This is a genomic window from Sphingobacterium siyangense (assembly GCF_023277505.1).
In the GTDB taxonomy this organism is placed as follows: domain Bacteria; phylum Bacteroidota; class Bacteroidia; order Sphingobacteriales; family Sphingobacteriaceae; genus Sphingobacterium; species Sphingobacterium siyangense.
In genome coordinates, this window is the sequence record NZ_CP080574.1 from 936093 (window position 1) to 952316 (window position 16224).

Below are 16224 nucleotides of genomic sequence, written 5' to 3' on the forward strand. Positions count from 1 at the left end.
AAAATTAAAAATTAGCATTCAATGAAAAACCGAAACTTCGGGTAGCAGCAGATGAACCAACGTCTACACCTTGTGCCCACCATTTGTTTCCTACTGGAGCTTCAGGATCAAGATTTTTCAATGTGCGGTAGAAGTAGAATAGATTCCTGCCCAACAAAGAAACCTTTAAATTGTTAATTTTAAGTCTTTTGGTGAAGCTGTCCGGAATACGGTAACCAACAGACAATTCTCTTAATTTGATAAAGTTGTTGTCGTATACAGCACCTTTTTCAGTCCAAGAATCTGCACCCCATCCGAAAGTGTTCATGTAGTACTCTGCAGCACTCAAATGCACATCGTTTGCTTTTCCTGTATTGGCGTTAACCCCTTGCAAAGTCACCCCATTTTCGCGGTATGGTAAGGTGTTTTCATATAGACCCGCACTCATGCCGTATTTGAGGTTTTCGGATACCATTTTACCTCCAAAACGATAATCAGCAGTAAAGTCTAACATAAAGTTTTTATAGGTAAATGTATTGGTCCAGCCCCCGATCGCTTTTGGCATAATGTTGCCAGCATATTTGTACTTGGTTTTGTCGATTACATAAAGTCCATCGTCCGAAATCAAGTTATTGCCGTTTTGATCTTTTGCAATGTCATAAACGTAAATATTTCCTAATTTCTCACCCTCTTTTGCGGTAATCTTCAAAGAGTTTTCATCGGCAGAGTAGAATACCAATTCTTCAACACCTGGTGCTAGGGTTTTAACAGTCGACTTATTAAATGAATAGTTCAGTCTAGAATTCCAGGTAAAGTTTTCATTTTGAATTGGCGTACCGTTGATGGAAAGCTCCAAACCGTTATTGGCAATTTTTCCGATATTCAAAATTTGGGAAGTTGCCCCTGTAGAGGCTGGTGTTGTAAGTCCTAAGATCTGATCATCGATATAATTGTTATAGTAACTAACATCTAATCCTAATCTATTTTTTAGAAACTTCAATTCCATACCTACCTCAACCTCATATTTACGCTCAGGACGTAGATTGAGATTTCCATAATTGTTTCTGTAGGTCAATGATGGAACAGCTCCATTTATTGTCAATAATGGATTCTGGTTGTAAGCGATATTTGCTTCGTAGATTGCGGCATCATTACCAACAATACCGTAGGAAGCGCGAAGTTTACCGTAGGAGAACTTATCCGACTTGATATCGAAAGCATCGCTGAAAATAAAGCTACCACTAACGGAGCCATAGCGATAATTATTGTTCGATGAAGGTAGTGTAGAAGAGTATTCAGAACGATAAGTACCGTCTAAGTAAGCAAATCCTTTATAGCCAATATTCAAGGAACCGAAGTAGGCATATTTTAGCATTTCCTTTCTGCTATTTGAAGTTGTTGCCTGCGCGTAACTGTTGCTTAAGCTAAACCAATTTTCTGTGACAAGACCACCTGCTGTACTTGAAGATTGATCATCATAACGTTCTGATCTCGATTGGAAACCTACGCTCGCTGAATAGTCGAAATCAGCATTGATTTTGTTGCTATAGGTTGCCATTACATCACCATACAGAATTGAATAGACTCCTTTTGAAGTAGCAAATCCTCCGGAACTGCTGGTAGTTGAATTGTAAGCTGTTGCGTATTCGTTGTATTGTTTGTTGATGCTCGTTGCAGAAGTTAAGTCATTGCCGATTCTTCCGCGGAGTTTCAGGTGATTTACAACATCCCAGTTTAATGTGGCACTTGTCAAAATCCTATTTTCGGTCTCATCATAACTGTTTTTGTATTGATTCCAAAAATAATCTAAGAGGTTGGAAGCCCGCATCGTGTATTTGAAATCTTCAGGACGTCCTGTTCCAAATTTGGAATATTTGTAGCCATCAGTGGTTTGATACGCATTTTTCATTGCAGACATATCTTCTGTTCTGCTGAAAAATCCGTCAAAACTTCCAAGTACCTGACCCAACAGATAGGTTCTGTTATGGGTGTTGGTATTGATAAAGTTAGCGACGATATCGGTTGATAATTTGTCGCTAAGTTTTAGCGTGCTATTGAGATTGAAGGTATTTCTGTTCTGTTTACTACCAGGGCTTGTACTTTTATAGTCCATTCTGGTCGCACTCAAACGGTAGTTAATTTTCTCTGTTTGGTTTGAGATACCGACGTTAATATTGGAATTGTAGCCTTTGTCAAATACGTCGTAGTAGTTGTTTTCACGTGCTTTGTATTGACGTACCTGTCCGTCCCACCACATAACATCTTCGCCAGTGAATTTTGGACCAAAACTTCCGTAGGATCTATAGTATGGTCTTCTTCCTGATGGAGAATTAGCATCTGTAAACCAACCTTCGGCAGATGCGCCGTTAGCGATGTTTGTCGCGGCATCGTAGCCAGGTCCATAAATATTTTGGAACTTCGGTAAAAAGGCTGCTCTTTCGATTGATCCATTATAGTTGAAGTCAATTCCTAGACCTCTACCTTTTGTGCCTTTCTTTGTTGTAATAACAATTACCCCACTTGCAGCGTCCGAGCCGTATAATGCACTGGCTGCGGCACCTTTTAAGATGGAAATATTGTCGATATCAGCTGGGTTGATGTCCAGCATACCATTACCTCTAATACGTTGATCGTCCCAATAATTATTATTGTTTGCACCAGTCGCACCACCTTGTTGATCGTTACGGATGATGATACCATCGACAACATAGAGGGGTTGGCGTTGATAGTTTAATGAATTGATACCACGGATTTGAACGTTAACCGCACTGGCAGAACCACCCGGAGCAGTGGTAATTTTCACACCTGGGGCTTTACCGTATAGTGCTGATCCAAAGTTGGTGTTACCCGCTTTGGTAATTTCTTCTGCTTTGATATTGCTAACTGCATATCCTAGCGCCTTAGATTCGCGCTTGATACCCATCGCAGTTACAACAACTTCATCTAAAGCTGAAGCGTCCTCGGTTAAGGAGACTTTAATCGATTTAGCGGAAGTAACCGTAATTTCTTGCGTGTGGTAACCGACAATAGAAACACGTAATACTTCTCCCGGAGCGGCTTGAATCGTAAAGGTTCCGCTTGCATTTGTTTGCGTTCCTTTGGCAGTACCCTTAACAGAAACTGTCGCTCCTGAAACAGGACCTTTCGCGTCTGTTACTGTACCAGTAATGGTTTGTTGTGCGTAAAGCGAGGTGGCGCTAAATAGCGTACACAATGCTATACCTGTTGCTTTTTTGTAAAATAGACTCATTTTTTAATGATTAGTATGAATTACAATAAGTAAATGATTAGTGTGGTTATTTATTGAATTAAAATTTTATTGATATGGTTTTCGACTACAATTGCTGCAGTGCCTTTGATTTGTGCGTGTTTGTTTAAAGCTGACATCTGGATATTCGTTGTTTTTGCAATCTCGGGGATACAAAATTCATTGATGGCAATTTGTATTTGCGGATTCAGAATCCTTCCTAATTCTGCACCTCTTCCGCTGACAATAATTTGTTTTGGATTAAGAATATGGATGAGTGTTGATATGCCTTTACCCAGCATGTAACCTATTTTTCCTAAATTATTGATCGCGATTTGATCGCCTACATTCGACGCTTCAATTAAAGCATCTATTTTGTTGAGATTGCTTTTTACGAAGGTGCTGTAAATCGAATATTCGTTATTTTGGATATCAGCTTCCGTGCTTCGAATGGCAGCATCCAACGACGCTTCCACTTCAAGGCACCCTCTTTTTCCGCAAGAACATAAGGTGTTGTCATCCGAAAGTGGGATATGGCTAAATTCTCCCGCAAAACCAGACTCTCCTTTAAAAACGGAGCCATTAATAATAATACCCAATCCTACACCCCAATTTAGGTTGATAATCAGCGAATGATCAATACCCTTAGCCGCCCCAAACTCTTTCTCGGCTATAGCGATACATCTGGAATCGTTTTCTATGACAGTAGATAGCTGATATTTTGCTTCTATGCTATCTTTTATGCGATATAGCGGATGATTATGGGGATAAGATTCATTGACACCCAGCTCGGAGTTTACAAATCCTGGTATGCTAAGACCAATGCCAATTATTTTATTGCTATTGATTCCCGATAATTCTAAAATCGATTCAATTTCACCCAATAGTAAATCAGAAGAATTGCTAGCCTTTAATTCTAAAGGAATATCGCGGTGTTCGATGACTTTTTGCTGATTGAGATCGGTAATGGTAAATGTAGAGAAATGCTGATCGGCTGAAATCGTTAAAATATAAAAATTCAGCGCTGGATTAATTGCGAACTGTAAAGGACGTCTTCCACCAGTGGATTCCGCAAAACCACATTCAACAATTATCTTTTCTTCGAGTAAACGATTGATTATTTTTGTGATGGAAGGTGTACTCTTGGCGAGTTTTTTGACCAACTCTGCAATAGAAAGCGCAGAATCAAAATAAAGGTTTTTCAGTATTTCTTTTTCCATCAGTTTGTGTGGTTTCTAAAAGTTGATTAAACTTTTGTTAAAGATATGTTAAATCGTATATAAGATCAAAATACTTTTTAAAAAACTTTAAAAAGTTACCGTTACGCTTTGTTTTTTTTATTTTTTCTGTAACAATATACCTTCCTGTTTATGCCATTAAATTGTGGATTGCGCATAAAAATGAAGGGTAAATACGTTATATTTACCTTTTAATTATACAATCTGATTATGAAACAACGCTATTACTCCTTGGATGTATTTCGTGGAGCTACTGTGGCACTGATGATTATGGTTAATAATCCGGGTACATGGGCTCATATGTTTGCACCGCTAAAACATGCAGAATGGCATGGATGTTCACCTACAGACCTGGTTTTTCCTTTTTTTCTTTTCGCAGTAGGTAATGCCATGTCTTTTGTTATACCTCGTTTACAGGAGGCTGGACCTGCAGTATTTTGGCAAAAAGTAATTAAACGGACGATCTTGATTTTTGCGATTGGACTTTTCATCAATTGGTGGCCTTTTGTGAAATGGGATGGTGCGGAGCTGGTTTTTAAACAATGGGTGGACGGAACGGATCCGAGCCGGGGAATCCGGATTTTCGGTGTACTCCAACGCATCGCAGTTGCTTATTGTTTTGCTTCGATTTTAGCTTATTATTTTAAAGAAAAAACGATTATCTGGATCTCGGCAATCATACTGTTGTTATATTGGGCAATCTGTGCAATAGCTGGAGGAGCAGATCCCTATAGCTTGGAGGGCTGGTTCGGTACAAAGTATGATATAGCAATCCTAGGTTTACCGCATGTTTACAAAGGGGAGGGGGTGCCATTTGATCCTGAAGGGCTGATGAGTACCTTGCCGACAATTGTTCAGGTTGTCTTTGGCTATTTAGTTGGTGTATTTATTAAAAAGCAAGGTCAGGTGGATTGGCTGTGGACGAAAGTGCCGGCCTCAAGTGAGCCTCATTTTAAATTGCTGGCGGGAATGTTTGTGACCGGATTTATTTTGGTCGTATTGGCTTGGATATGGGCCTTGGGTTTTCCGATCAATAAAAAAATATGGACGAGTTCCTATGTGCTCTATACAACAGGTTTGGCAACCATGACACTCGGTGGTATGATCTGGTTTATTGAAGTGCAGGGTGTCAAAAATAAATTGACACAGTTTTTTGATGTTTTTGGTAAAAATCCGTTATTCATCTTTGTACTGAGCGGTATTCTACCACGCTTTTTGGGATTGTTCCGTATTCCTGATGGCGTAAAAGAGGATGGTACACAAAAATACCTCGACGCTTTTGTCTGGTTTTATAAATATATTTGCGCGAAAGTGCCTGGGATACCAGAAGTTGGTTCTTTTGTTTATTCGCTATGTTTCTTAACGTTGATGTGGGTAATCTGCTATTGGTTGGACAAGAAGAAAATCTACGTAAAGGTTTAGTAGTAGCTGAACCTTTGCTTATTAAATTATTTTGGCAACCGAAGATTTTTGCTATCTTTGCAGCCAATTAATAAAATTTTTAACGCTTTAATATTATTCAGGAAATGTATTTAAGTAAAGAGTACAAAGCTGATATCTTCGCAGAATTTGCTGGATCAGCTACAAACACAGGATCTACTGAAGGTCAAGTTGCTTTATTCACTAAGAGAATTGCTCACTTAACTGAGCACTTGAAAAAAAACAGAAAAGATTTCGGTACACAACGTGCCCTACAAATGTTAGTAGGTAAACGTCGTTCATTATTAGCTTATCTTTACAAAAAAGATATCAACCGTTACCGTGCGATCATTAAAGGTCTAGGTTTACGTGATATTATCAAATAAGCTTTAATACAAAGGTGTTAAGAAAGCCATCCAATTTTTGGATGGCTTTTTTTATTGTGTTTATCGTGCCCGAATTGTTATTGTATTTTTCGCGTCAGCATGGTCGTTTTCTGTTCGTCATGGCCTTTTGTAGTTGTTCAGGACTTTCTTAGGTTAGCGGACGACATTGGCCTATTTATCCCTTACTTCAGTTTTACTATTTAGTCTTTATTTAATCGCTTTTTCCTCGGAGCTTGCTCGCTATTTCTTCGCTTCCAACCGAAGAAGTACCGAACAAGCTCCGAACAAGTACCGAAGAAGCACCGAGGAATCTCCGAAAATGATAGCCATGTTTTATACTTGTCTTATATTGTTTTATACTACGCGACAGGCTAGATTCCTCGTTATAATTGATAAGCCTTTGGAAGCCTTTTTCGAGAAATAAGAGAACTTGAGAAGACTTCAATTGATTCATTGCTTGACAGATTAAGGCGGTTGCTGCCGTATTCCGATGGTTTGATGATTTAGCCTGCTGTTAATTGCACTAATCTTAATATTTTAATTTACCTTTGTGCTGAAATCTAATGTATTTAAAATATTGGCATGCTGCCAACAAGATGAAAAGCATGTCGCAAACAAGATTAAATGAATTACAACGAAATTAAAACGACCATCGATATGGGTAATGGCACCCAGATCGAATTGTCTACAGGTAAATTGGCAAAACAGGCTGATGGGGCTGTAGTATTAAAACAAGGTGATACGATGTTGCTTGCAACAGTTGTTTCAGCTAAAGAAGCGAAATCTGGCGTTGATTTTTTACCCCTTTCTGTAGATTATCAAGAAAAATATGCGGCAACTGGCCGTATTCCAGGTGGTTTCTTACGTCGTGAGGCTAGATTGTCAGATTATGAGGTATTGATCTCACGTTTGGTAGATCGTGCATTACGTCCTTTGTTCCCTGAAAATTATCACGCAGATACACAAGTTGCAATCAGCTTGATCTCTGCAGATAAAGATATTATGCCTGATGCTTTAGCGGGCTTGGCTGCTTCTGCAGCTATTGCTGTTTCTGATATTCCTTTCAATGGACCAATTTCTGAAGTGCGTGTTGCGAAAATTGACGGTCAGTTGGTCATCAACCCAAAATTGTCTGAGCTTGAAAATGCAACTTTAGAGTTTATTGTTGCTGGTTCTGCACAGGATATCGGTATGGTTGAAGGTGAAGCGAAAGAGATTTCTGAAGCTGAAATGGTAGAAGCAATTGCTTTTGCTCATGAAGCTATCAAAAAACAAGTTGCTGCTCAAGTAGAGCTGGCTAACTTAGTTGGTAAAACTGTGAAGCGTGAGTATAACCATGAGCCTGAAAACCTTGAATTGAGAGATGCTATTTTTGCAGCTACTTACGATAAGGTTTATGCTATTGCAAAATCTGCTTCTGCGAAACATGACCGTTCTGAGAACTTCGCAAAAATCGCGGAAGAGTACAGAGCAACAATGCCAGAGGAATTGGATGATGATACCGCATTCTTATTTAAAAAATATTTCCACGATGTTCAGTATGATGCTGTCCGTAACCTGGTTTTGGATGAAGGTATGCGTTTAGATGGCCGTGATGTACGTACTGTACGTCCGATCTGGTCTGAAGTGGATTACTTGCCTGCTGCACACGGTTCGGCTGTATTTACACGTGGTGAAACACAATCATTGACATCGGTTACTTTAGGTGCTAAAGACGATGAGCAAATGATCGATGGTGCTTTTATCAACGGTTATAACAAATTTATTCTTCACTACAACTTCCCTGCATTCTCTACAGGTGAGGTAAGACCTAATAGAGGTCCTGGCCGTCGTGAAGTTGGTCACGGTAACTTGGCTATGCGTTCATTGAAACAGGTACTTCCTGCAGACAGTGAAAATCCATATACGATCCGTGTTGTTTCTGATATCCTGGAATCAAATGGATCTTCTTCAATGGCTACGGTATGTGCTGGTACATTAGCACTTTTGGATGCCGGTGTGAAATTGAAAGCGCCAGTTTCAGGTATTGCCATGGGATTGATTTCTGATGAGAAAACAGGTAAGTATGCGATCTTATCGGATATCTTAGGTGATGAAGATCATTTAGGTGATATGGACTTTAAAGTAACTGGTACAGAAAAAGGTATCGTTGCTTGTCAAATGGACTTAAAAATCAATGGTTTGAAATGGGAAGTGTTGACGCAAGCTTTGGATCAAGCAAAAGAAGCGCGTTTACACATCTTAGGTGAAATGAAGAAAACAATTTCTGCTCCACGTGAAGATTACAAACCACATGCACCTCGTATCGTTCAATTGTTGATCGATAAAGAATTTATTGGCGCTGTAATCGGACCAGGTGGTAAAATTATCCAAGAGATGCAACGTGAGACCGGTGCTACAATTTCGATCGAAGAAGTTGATAACAAGGGTGTTGTTCAAGTATTCGCAGATAATAAAGCCGCTATCGATGATGCAGTAGGTCGTATTAAAGCAATCGCTTCTAAACCAGAGATTGGTGAAACTTACGAAGGTAAAGTGAAATCAATTATGCCATTCGGTGCTTTCGTTGAAATCATGCCTGGTAAAGATGGTTTATTGCACATCTCTGAAATCGACTGGAAACGTCTTGAAACAATGGACGGTATTTTCAAAGAAGGTGATAAAGTAACGGTTAAATTGTTGGATATCGACAAACAAGGTAAAATGAAGCTTTCGCGTAAAGCCTTATTGCCTCGTCCTCCAAAAGAAGACAAACCAAAGCAGGATAAACCTGCCGGTGAAGCTCCTGTAGCTGGTGCTGGACAAGAATAGGTTTATTCCTTTCAAATGATATGAAAAGCTCGCTTTAAGCGGGCTTTTTTTATGGAAAATAAGGCTTACCTTCATCTTTATCCTATGAAAAGTATACTTCGTTTGTTTCTGTTTAAACCTGGTCAGATTTTGGTGTTTGTCCTCATGCATGTGACCGTGTATGGTCAGCGGTCTTATGGGGATAAATTCCAGGAGCTATCTGCCACTGTACAGCATTATGCAGCTAAAAATAATATGATCTTGCCCAAGGGACGTTATGAGTTTTATAAACTGGATCGTGCCATTTTGTGGTCCTATAAACAGGATTTATTTTGGCCTCTTAATAGGTTAATCTTAAAGGATAAAGCTATCAGAGATTCAATGACAGATGAGCTTTACATTAATTTTGATCGGGAATATAACCGCTTTGTGATGGATGTGTATGAAAGCCCTTATAAATTTAACGAGGCGAGACCATTTGAAGCACTTTCCGTGCAGGGCTCATTCAGAGGTGGGATGTCACCGCTTGTGGAACATTTGTCCAAGTTTTTATTGGATCATCAAGGACGCTGGGGCCTCAATCTGTCTTCTTTTACCTTATATATGGATCGTGAGCTTAGTGCTGTGCCCTTAGCATACGATGGCGAGCCAGAAGTAGTGAAATTGCTTAAGGAATTTTTTGAGGAGGCCAAGATTCCCCATAAACCTGGTATTTACTATGGGAATCCAATGTATTGTTCGTATCGATTTGACTGGATGGCTAATAAAAATAAAGAGATTACGCTCGATTGCGCGGTATATAAAGACTATTTTAATATACTGTTTAGTGAAACGAAGTTATATGCGCTGGGAGGGACTTGGAATAGCATGGATGGACAAATGTCTTTTTTTTATGATCGAAAAAATAGCTGGAAACAGTTTGCTGCCCGTCGGGATGTCAAACGAATTTTGGATTTTTTAAATGAGGAGGCTGTTGTTAATCTATTCAAGCTACACCATGGTAATAAAAGATTTAGCGGCGATTATTGGCTTGATGTCGTTATGCTGAAATAGGGGAGTAGTAAGGTTTATATGTAGATCAGAAAACAAATCAGGCTGTCAATTCGACAGCCTGATTTTGTGGTTTTATAACATGATAACACCTTTTATCTTCGCCACTTCTTTGTAGAAGTAGATCACCTGATCGGCGTCTTTTACGTTCAAGTTTACCGTAATTGAAGTATACTTACCTGTTTTGGAATCCTTAAAATCAAACTGAGCACCTGTGTCATCAAATACGCTTTGGATCTGATTGAAGTGGTCCTGATCTTTTGGTAAGATAAATTTATACGTATAGTCCTTTGGGAATGTTTCTAAATCTTCTAAGCGCTCTTTAAAAGTTTCATAGAAGTCTTTTGGATTATCACCTCCGTCAGGGATGTCTTGTATATTGATGTTTTTGTAATCTGCCATGTTTTGTTTCTCCTTAAATATGTTATTAAGGTATTAACAAATATTAATCCAGTAATGTTTTACTGACAATATTTCAGTTAATTATTGTCAATGCTTGAAGGCCAATCGGCTTTGTTTTTACCAAAGTTTTTGTTTGGCGTAGCACTCATCTCGATTTCCATCTGTCCACCTTCTAAAAGCTGCGCATGTGTAATGAACGACTTAGCATAAGGTTTACCATTCAATTTGATCGATTTAATGTATTGATTTGCTTTACCTTGATTTTTAACATCGATCGCTAACGTTTTGCCATTTGGTAAATTGATGTTCGCATGTTGCATCATCGGGGATCCGAAGACATAAACACCACTCATTGCATTCAGTGGATAGAAGCCCATTGCTGAGAACACATACCATGCGCTCATTTGTCCGACGTCATCATTGCCACATAGACCAGCTGGACTGTTTGTGTAAAACTCCGTCATCGCCTTACGGGCTAGAGCTGCACCTTTCCAAGGTTGTCCAGCATAAGCATATAAGTAAGGGATATGATGGTTTGGCTCGTTCCCTTGTGCATATTGGCCGATTAGTCCTGAAATATCTGGAGAAGCTTCACCACCAAGATCCGATGACATGGTCGTAAAATAATCCAGTTTTTTCAAAAATTTCTCCTCGCCACCGAAAAGATTGATCAGACCTTTGACATCTTGAGGTACCAGCCAGGTATATTGCCAAGCATTTCCTTCGCAATAATCATTCTCGCGGTGTTTGGCCATCAATGGGTCGAAAGGTCTGCGGAATTCCCCATTGGCTTTTTTACCGACGAAATGACCTACTTCTTTGTCAAAATACTGCTCGTATAGTTTGTAGCGTTTTTTGAAATAGGCCGCGTCTTCTGTTTTACCGAGCTTTTCGGCAATTTTATAAGCACCAAAGTCGGCAATCGCATATTCTAATGCCCATGCTACAGATTCATTCGGCATGCTGTCGATCGGAATGTAAGTCAGTTCACGAGCATATTTCAGACCATGATCGTTGCCCATGGATGTGGTCTTAACAGCCTCCCAAACCAAAGGATAATCTTTCTCGTCAATAATTCCTTTTAAGAAAGCATCCGCAATGACTGGAATCGCAGGTAGACCCACCATCGTGTTGGTTTCATTACCTTGTAAGTGCCACATTGGCAATTTACCCTGTTGTTGATAGATAGCCAACATTGTCTTGATAAAATCCTGGTTGATTTTACGATCCTCCAAGATGGTCATCAACGGGTGAAGGCCACGGTAAGTATCCCAAAGCGAAAATACCGTATGGTTGACAAAATCCTGTTTCTCGTATACTTGTTTGTCAGTTCCCAAATAATCGCCATTTGCATCGTTAAAGATGGTAGGAGCGAAGTAGGTATGGTATAATGCCGTATAGAAGATTGTCTTCGTATCTTTGTCGGCTTCAAATTGAATCTTATTTAAGGTTTTGTTCCAACGTTGATCCGCTTCTTGTTTTACTTTATCAAAATTCCAGCCCGGGATCTCTGCATTGATATTGTTCAGGGCATTGGTCGAGCTTACGGGAGAAATACCGACTTTAAGTTCGATGGTTTTGTTTTTAACAGCATCAAAGAATAAAGCCGCTTTGATTGCCTGTCCTTTAAATGTTGTTTGGCCTAATTTTTCTTCTTTACCGTCGAAAAATCTTACTTTTTGTATCGGCTGGGAAGTTCTGATCGCAAAATACAATTTTTGGTCAGTTGCCCATCCTGTTGAAAAGCGATAACCAACAAAGGTCGAGTCGTTAACCTGTTTGATGTAGGTGTCTGTCGGTTTATCCCAATTGATATGGTAACCTAAGTCGACCAAAATATGTGCATTGTCTGTTTTTTCATAGCGATATTGATGATAGCCAACACGTTCGGTTGCCGTCAAATTGGCCTGTACCTGATAGTCATCTAAATAAGCGCTATAGAATCCGGGTTTGGCAACCTCATTTTCCTTTTTGAAGGAAGAGCCATAGCCTGTATTCATTTTATTGAATTCCGCTGGCGTTAATTGTAATTTTCCGTTGGCTGGAACGATCATGAGGTCGTTGAGGTCACCGATACCTGTTCCGCTCAGGTGGGTATGGGTAAAACCCAAAATTTCCTGGCTTTTGTAATTGTATCCACTGCACCAGTCCCATCCGTTGAACTTGTCCCAAATCTGTGGAATTTGGGTAGGCCCTAATTGTACAGCACCTAAAGGTACATTTGCACCAACAAAGACGTGACCATGATCCGCGGAACCAATAAAGGGGTTGACATATTGTGTAAGATTTTGCTGGGCTTGCGCACAAAATGGCAAAATTAGTGTGCCCAACACTGTTTTGAGTAGTTTATTTCCTGTCATAGGTTTTGTTCGGGTATTTGAAAACTGCTTAAAATTAGTAAATAAAACCTTTTAGCGCAATTTTATTATTATTTTAGTAAATTGTCGTTAAATTTTTTACTTTAGTAATCTTCGTAATAAAAAACTTAACAAACCTACTACTACTACATGAAGAAACGTATTCTGATCAGTGATATCGCAAAGGCGTTGGGGATTTCTGTAACTACTGTGTCCTTTATTTTGAATGATAAGGCAAAAGAAAAGCGTATTAGTGAGGCTTTGACTAAGCGGGTTTTGGACTATGTCAAAAAGGTCGGCTATAAGCCCAACGAATTGGCAAAAAGTCTCCGCACAGGGAAGACAAAGATTCTGGGTTTGATTATCGAAGATATTTCCAATCCTTTTTTTGGGAATATAGCACGTCTGATCGAAAGTAAGGTCTATGAGCAGGGCTACCGTATTATTTATTGTAGTACCAACAATGATGTAGAAAAGGCGAAGGAGTTAATCCAGATGTTTTACGATCGTCAGGTAGATGGTTTTATTATTACACCTTCCGATGGTTTGGAAGATACAGTAAAGCAGTTGCAGCAGAATAATATTCCGGTTGTGCTCTTCGACCGTTATTTTCCGGGGCTTGAAACAGACTATGTTGGTGCGGACAATTTTCAGGGGGCCTTTGATGCCAGTAACCATTTGTGTCAACAAGGTTATAGACGTATCGGGTTTGTATCGCTCTATTCGGATCAGACCCAAATGAAGGAGCGTTCAGATGGCTATATGAAGGCTATGGATAATAATAAGCAACAAAGTTTTATTCAAAAGATCCAGATGGATGCTTCGGATGAAGAAGCAATGGAACTATTGCGGGAGTTTATCTGTGAAAATAGGCTGGATGCCGTTTTGTTCTCTACGAACTATCTGGCGATTTCGGGTTTGAAGGCTTCCAAAAAATTTAATTTTACGATGCCGGCAGTAATTGCTTTTGACGACCATACGGTTTTTAAGCTGGTCGAACCTGCTATCACGGTTGTTTCGCAGCCGATCAAGGATATTGCTGAGAATCTGATCAATATTTTGTTGCTGCGTCTTCAGGGAAAAATAAAAGCAACACGTAGAATGGTGTTGCCTTGTGAACTGAAAGTTCGTGAGTCGACTAAAGTGAAAGTTACTTCGTAGTATCGGCCACAAATTTCATTGAAATAGAATTAACGCAGTGACGCGTGTTTTTTGTCGTAAAGCCTTCTCCGAGGAACACATGGCCTAAATGCGCGCCACATTTACTACACAGGATTTCAGTGCGGCGACCATCGGCATCGGTGATCCTTGTAATTGCCCCGGGAATTTCATCATCAAAACTTGGCCAACCACATCCAGATTCAAATTTTGACTCCGAACGGTATAGTGGGCTGTCACAACGGCGGCAGATATAAGTTCCTTTGAGCTTATTGTCTAAAAGTTCGCCGGTAAAAGGCCGTTCAGTTCCCTTATGTATAATAATGTATTCCTCTTCTTTACTTAACGGGTTGTATTTTTTGTTTGTTTCCATTGTTGTCGTGTGTTTGGTGTTGAAGCTGGCTTTACTAGGAGCTACCCAATAGGAACGCGTTATTCTTTCGATATAATGAGCTATTCCCTCTATAATAAAGACATCATCCAGATTTTTTTATTGTTAGCTCGGGACCTGACCCTGGCCAGATCTCCATTTCTCTTGATAAAGTTCTCGATTCGTCTTATAAAGGTAAAGGTACGGAAATTAGGATGAAAAAAAACTTTTTGTGTCTTCTGCGATCCGCTATCTTGAGTATTATAAATTGTCATGGAATTGTCTTATATTTGAGTGGCTATCCAAATGAAAAGTTGTAGCGATGGAACCACTTTAATAGCTTAATGTTGTTTTTATCCTCGTTTAAACGCATTTGTTTAGAATGATTATAAATTGATATTAAAGGTCACAAAATTGTCAGCGATTTGTTAATAAATCATACTTTTGTGGCATTGTTAGGGGGGTAGTGGCTCCTTTAACCATGGGAGTTAATTTTTTACATTCACAAATAAATAGTATAAAGTGCTAAATATGAGAACTATCTCATCCGTTTTGGGAAGCCTTGCGAGGGTGGTGTCAACGAGTTTGATGCTATTATTTGCCGTTACGACGTTGCATGCGCAAGATGTCAAGGAAGGTGAAAAAATCTTCAAATCTAAGTGTACATCCTGTCACGCCATTGACAGAAAAGTGGTTGGTCCTGCTTTAAAGGGGATTCCAGAGACGAAAGACGAAGCTTGGTTAATCAAGTGGATCAAGAACTCTCAGGCTTTAATTGCGTCTGGCGATGCTGATGCAGTTAAAATCTTCGAAGAGAACAACAAGCTTGTGATGACTTCTTTTACTGATTTATCTGACGATCAGATCAAGTCGGTATTAGCGTATATCACAGATGCTTCTAAGGAGAAACCGAAAGAGGCTGCTGCTGGTGGCGCTGGAGCTAAAGATGATAACGCGTCTATGTTCATGATTTTGGGCTTGATCGCAGTTGTTGTTTTGGCTGTTGTCGTTATCGTGGTGTTGAATCGTGTGATCCGTACCTTAGAAAATGTAATTGCTAAAAACCAAGAAGCTATTGCTGCGCAACAAGAGCCAGAAGATAGCCAACGTTTTGTGAAGTTTGCGAAAGCATTCGTTAAGAACAAGAAGTTGGTTGGCTTTACAGTCTTGATGTTAGTTGCATTATTAGCTGTAGGTGGTTGGAAAACAATGTGGAACGTTGGTGTTCACCAAGGCTATCAGCCGGTTCAACCAATTAAGTTCTCTCACCAAATCCACGCTGGTGTTAACAAAATTGAGTGTCAATACTGTCACGGTGGAGCATTTAAATCTAAAAATGCGTCTATTCCATCGGCCAACGTATGTATGAACTGTCACAATACAATCACTGCCTCAGAACATTATGATGGTGAAATTTCTCCGGAAATTGCTAAAATCTATCGTGCATTGGATTGGAATCCTGATACACGTACTTACGGTAACAATCCGAAACCAATTCAATGGGTTCGTATTCACAACTTACCTGACTTTGCTTACTTCAACCACTCACAACACGTTGTGGTAGCTGGTGTTGAGTGTCAAACTTGTCACGGTCCAATCCAAAATATGGAAGAAGTATACCAATACTCTCCATTGACGATGAAATGGTGTGTTGATTGTCACAAAAAGACAGATATCAAATCGGATAACAAATACTATGAAGATTTGATTAAAGCACACGAAAGAATTAAGAAAGGTGAGAAAATGACTGCAGCCATGATCGGTGGTCTTGAGTGTGGTAAGTGTCACTATTAATAATTATTTGAAATACGCAATCTTATATACAGCT

General features: G+C 39.5%; 12 protein-coding genes. 6 read left to right on the forward strand and 6 right to left on the reverse strand.

Going from position 1 to position 16224, the window contains the following annotated elements:
• Nucleotides 1-4 precede the first annotated feature (4 nt).
• Both K2F45_RS03820 and K2F45_RS03825 read right to left on the reverse strand, forming a co-directional pair.
• Nucleotides 5-3229, reverse strand: a complete 3225-nt coding sequence (locus K2F45_RS03820; RefSeq protein WP_075991032.1) for a SusC/RagA family TonB-linked outer membrane protein — start codon at nt 3227-3229, stop codon at nt 5-7.
• 50 nt (nt 3230-3279) lie between these two features.
• Nucleotides 3280-4446 carry an ROK family protein gene (locus K2F45_RS03825; protein ID WP_075991033.1) on the reverse strand — a complete coding sequence of 389 codons (1167 nt, stop codon included), beginning with the start codon at nt 4444-4446 and terminating at the stop codon, nt 3280-3282.
• Nucleotides 4447-4674: 228 nt separating this feature from the next.
• On the opposite strand from K2F45_RS03825, the gene K2F45_RS03830 reads away from it, so the two are divergent.
• Nucleotides 4675-5886, forward strand: a complete 1212-nt coding sequence (locus tag K2F45_RS03830) for an acyltransferase family protein (protein ID WP_075991034.1) — start codon at nt 4675-4677, stop codon at nt 5884-5886.
• A gap of 104 nt (nt 5887-5990) precedes the next feature.
• A complete protein-coding gene (rpsO, locus tag K2F45_RS03835) occupies nt 5991-6269 on the forward strand; it encodes a 30S ribosomal protein S15 (protein WP_046674145.1) in 279 nt (92 codons plus the stop codon).
• Between the two features lie 211 nt (nt 6270-6480).
• On the opposite strand, the gene K2F45_RS03840 is transcribed toward rpsO, so the two are convergent.
• Nucleotides 6481-6723 (reverse strand): hypothetical protein, encoded by a 243-nt coding sequence (locus K2F45_RS03840; protein ID WP_139144929.1) that lies wholly within the window; start codon nt 6721-6723, stop codon nt 6481-6483.
• A 170-nt stretch (nt 6724-6893) separates the two neighbouring features.
• Between K2F45_RS03840 and pnp the strand changes: the two genes are divergently transcribed.
• Complete coding sequence (gene pnp, locus K2F45_RS03845) at nt 6894-9080, forward strand: polyribonucleotide nucleotidyltransferase (RefSeq protein WP_075991035.1); 2187 nt, start codon at nt 6894-6896, stop codon at nt 9078-9080.
• Nucleotides 9081-9164: 84 nt separating this feature from the next.
• A complete protein-coding gene (locus K2F45_RS03850) occupies nt 9165-10112 on the forward strand; it encodes a hypothetical protein (RefSeq protein ID WP_157625890.1) in 948 nt (315 codons plus the stop codon).
• 72 nt (nt 10113-10184) lie between these two features.
• On the opposite strand, the gene K2F45_RS03855 is transcribed toward K2F45_RS03850, so the two are convergent.
• Together K2F45_RS03855 and K2F45_RS03860 are read right to left on the reverse strand one after the other, a co-directional pair.
• A complete protein-coding gene (locus K2F45_RS03855) occupies nt 10185-10511 on the reverse strand; it encodes a DUF493 domain-containing protein (RefSeq protein ID WP_070563528.1) in 327 nt (108 codons plus the stop codon).
• Nucleotides 10512-10588: 77 nt separating this feature from the next.
• A complete protein-coding gene (locus K2F45_RS03860; RefSeq protein ID WP_075991037.1) occupies nt 10589-12871 on the reverse strand; it encodes a GH92 family glycosyl hydrolase in 2283 nt (760 codons plus the stop codon).
• Nucleotides 12872-13018: 147 nt separating this feature from the next.
• On the opposite strand from K2F45_RS03860, the gene K2F45_RS03865 reads away from it, so the two are divergent.
• Nucleotides 13019-14029, forward strand: a complete 1011-nt coding sequence (locus K2F45_RS03865; RefSeq protein WP_075991038.1) for a LacI family DNA-binding transcriptional regulator — start codon at nt 13019-13021, stop codon at nt 14027-14029.
• Here K2F45_RS03865 and K2F45_RS03870 read toward each other — a convergent pair.
• On the reverse strand, nt 14019-14462 hold the full coding sequence (locus tag K2F45_RS03870) for a methionine-R-sulfoxide reductase (protein WP_410528650.1): 444 nt from the start codon (nt 14460-14462) through the stop codon (nt 14019-14021). The genes K2F45_RS03865 and K2F45_RS03870 overlap by 11 nt on opposite strands.
• A gap of 465 nt (nt 14463-14927) precedes the next feature.
• On the opposite strand from K2F45_RS03870, the gene K2F45_RS03875 reads away from it, so the two are divergent.
• A complete protein-coding gene (locus K2F45_RS03875; protein WP_070563536.1) occupies nt 14928-16190 on the forward strand; it encodes a cytochrome c3 family protein in 1263 nt (420 codons plus the stop codon).
• Nucleotides 16191-16224: the final 34 nt, after the last annotated feature.

Excerpts from the sequence above, each read along its gene's own strand:
- K2F45_RS03865 (WP_075991038.1), top strand. The coding sequence starts at position 13,019 with ATGAAGAAACGTATTCTGATCAGTGATATCGCAAAGGCGTTGGGGATT.
- K2F45_RS03875 (WP_070563536.1), top strand. The coding sequence starts at position 14,928 with ATGAGAACTATCTCATCCGTTTTGGGAAGCCTTGCGAGGGTGGTGTCA.
- K2F45_RS03860 (WP_075991037.1), bottom strand. The coding sequence starts at position 12,871 with ATGACAGGAAATAAACTACTCAAAACAGTGTTGGGCACACTAATTTTG.
- rpsO (WP_046674145.1), top strand. The coding sequence starts at position 5,991 with ATGTATTTAAGTAAAGAGTACAAAGCTGATATCTTCGCAGAATTTGCT.
- K2F45_RS03840 (WP_139144929.1), bottom strand. The coding sequence starts at position 6,723 with ATGAATCAATTGAAGTCTTCTCAAGTTCTCTTATTTCTCGAAAAAGGC.
- K2F45_RS03820 (WP_075991032.1), bottom strand. The coding sequence starts at position 3,229 with ATGAGTCTATTTTACAAAAAAGCAACAGGTATAGCATTGTGTACGCTA.
- K2F45_RS03825 (WP_075991033.1), bottom strand. The coding sequence starts at position 4,446 with ATGGAAAAAGAAATACTGAAAAACCTTTATTTTGATTCTGCGCTTTCT.
- pnp (WP_075991035.1), top strand. The coding sequence starts at position 6,894 with ATGAATTACAACGAAATTAAAACGACCATCGATATGGGTAATGGCACC.
- K2F45_RS03855 (WP_070563528.1), bottom strand. The coding sequence starts at position 10,511 with ATGGCAGATTACAAAAACATCAATATACAAGACATCCCTGACGGAGGT.
- K2F45_RS03830 (WP_075991034.1), top strand. The coding sequence starts at position 4,675 with ATGAAACAACGCTATTACTCCTTGGATGTATTTCGTGGAGCTACTGTG.
- K2F45_RS03850 (WP_157625890.1), top strand. The coding sequence starts at position 9,165 with ATGAAAAGTATACTTCGTTTGTTTCTGTTTAAACCTGGTCAGATTTTG.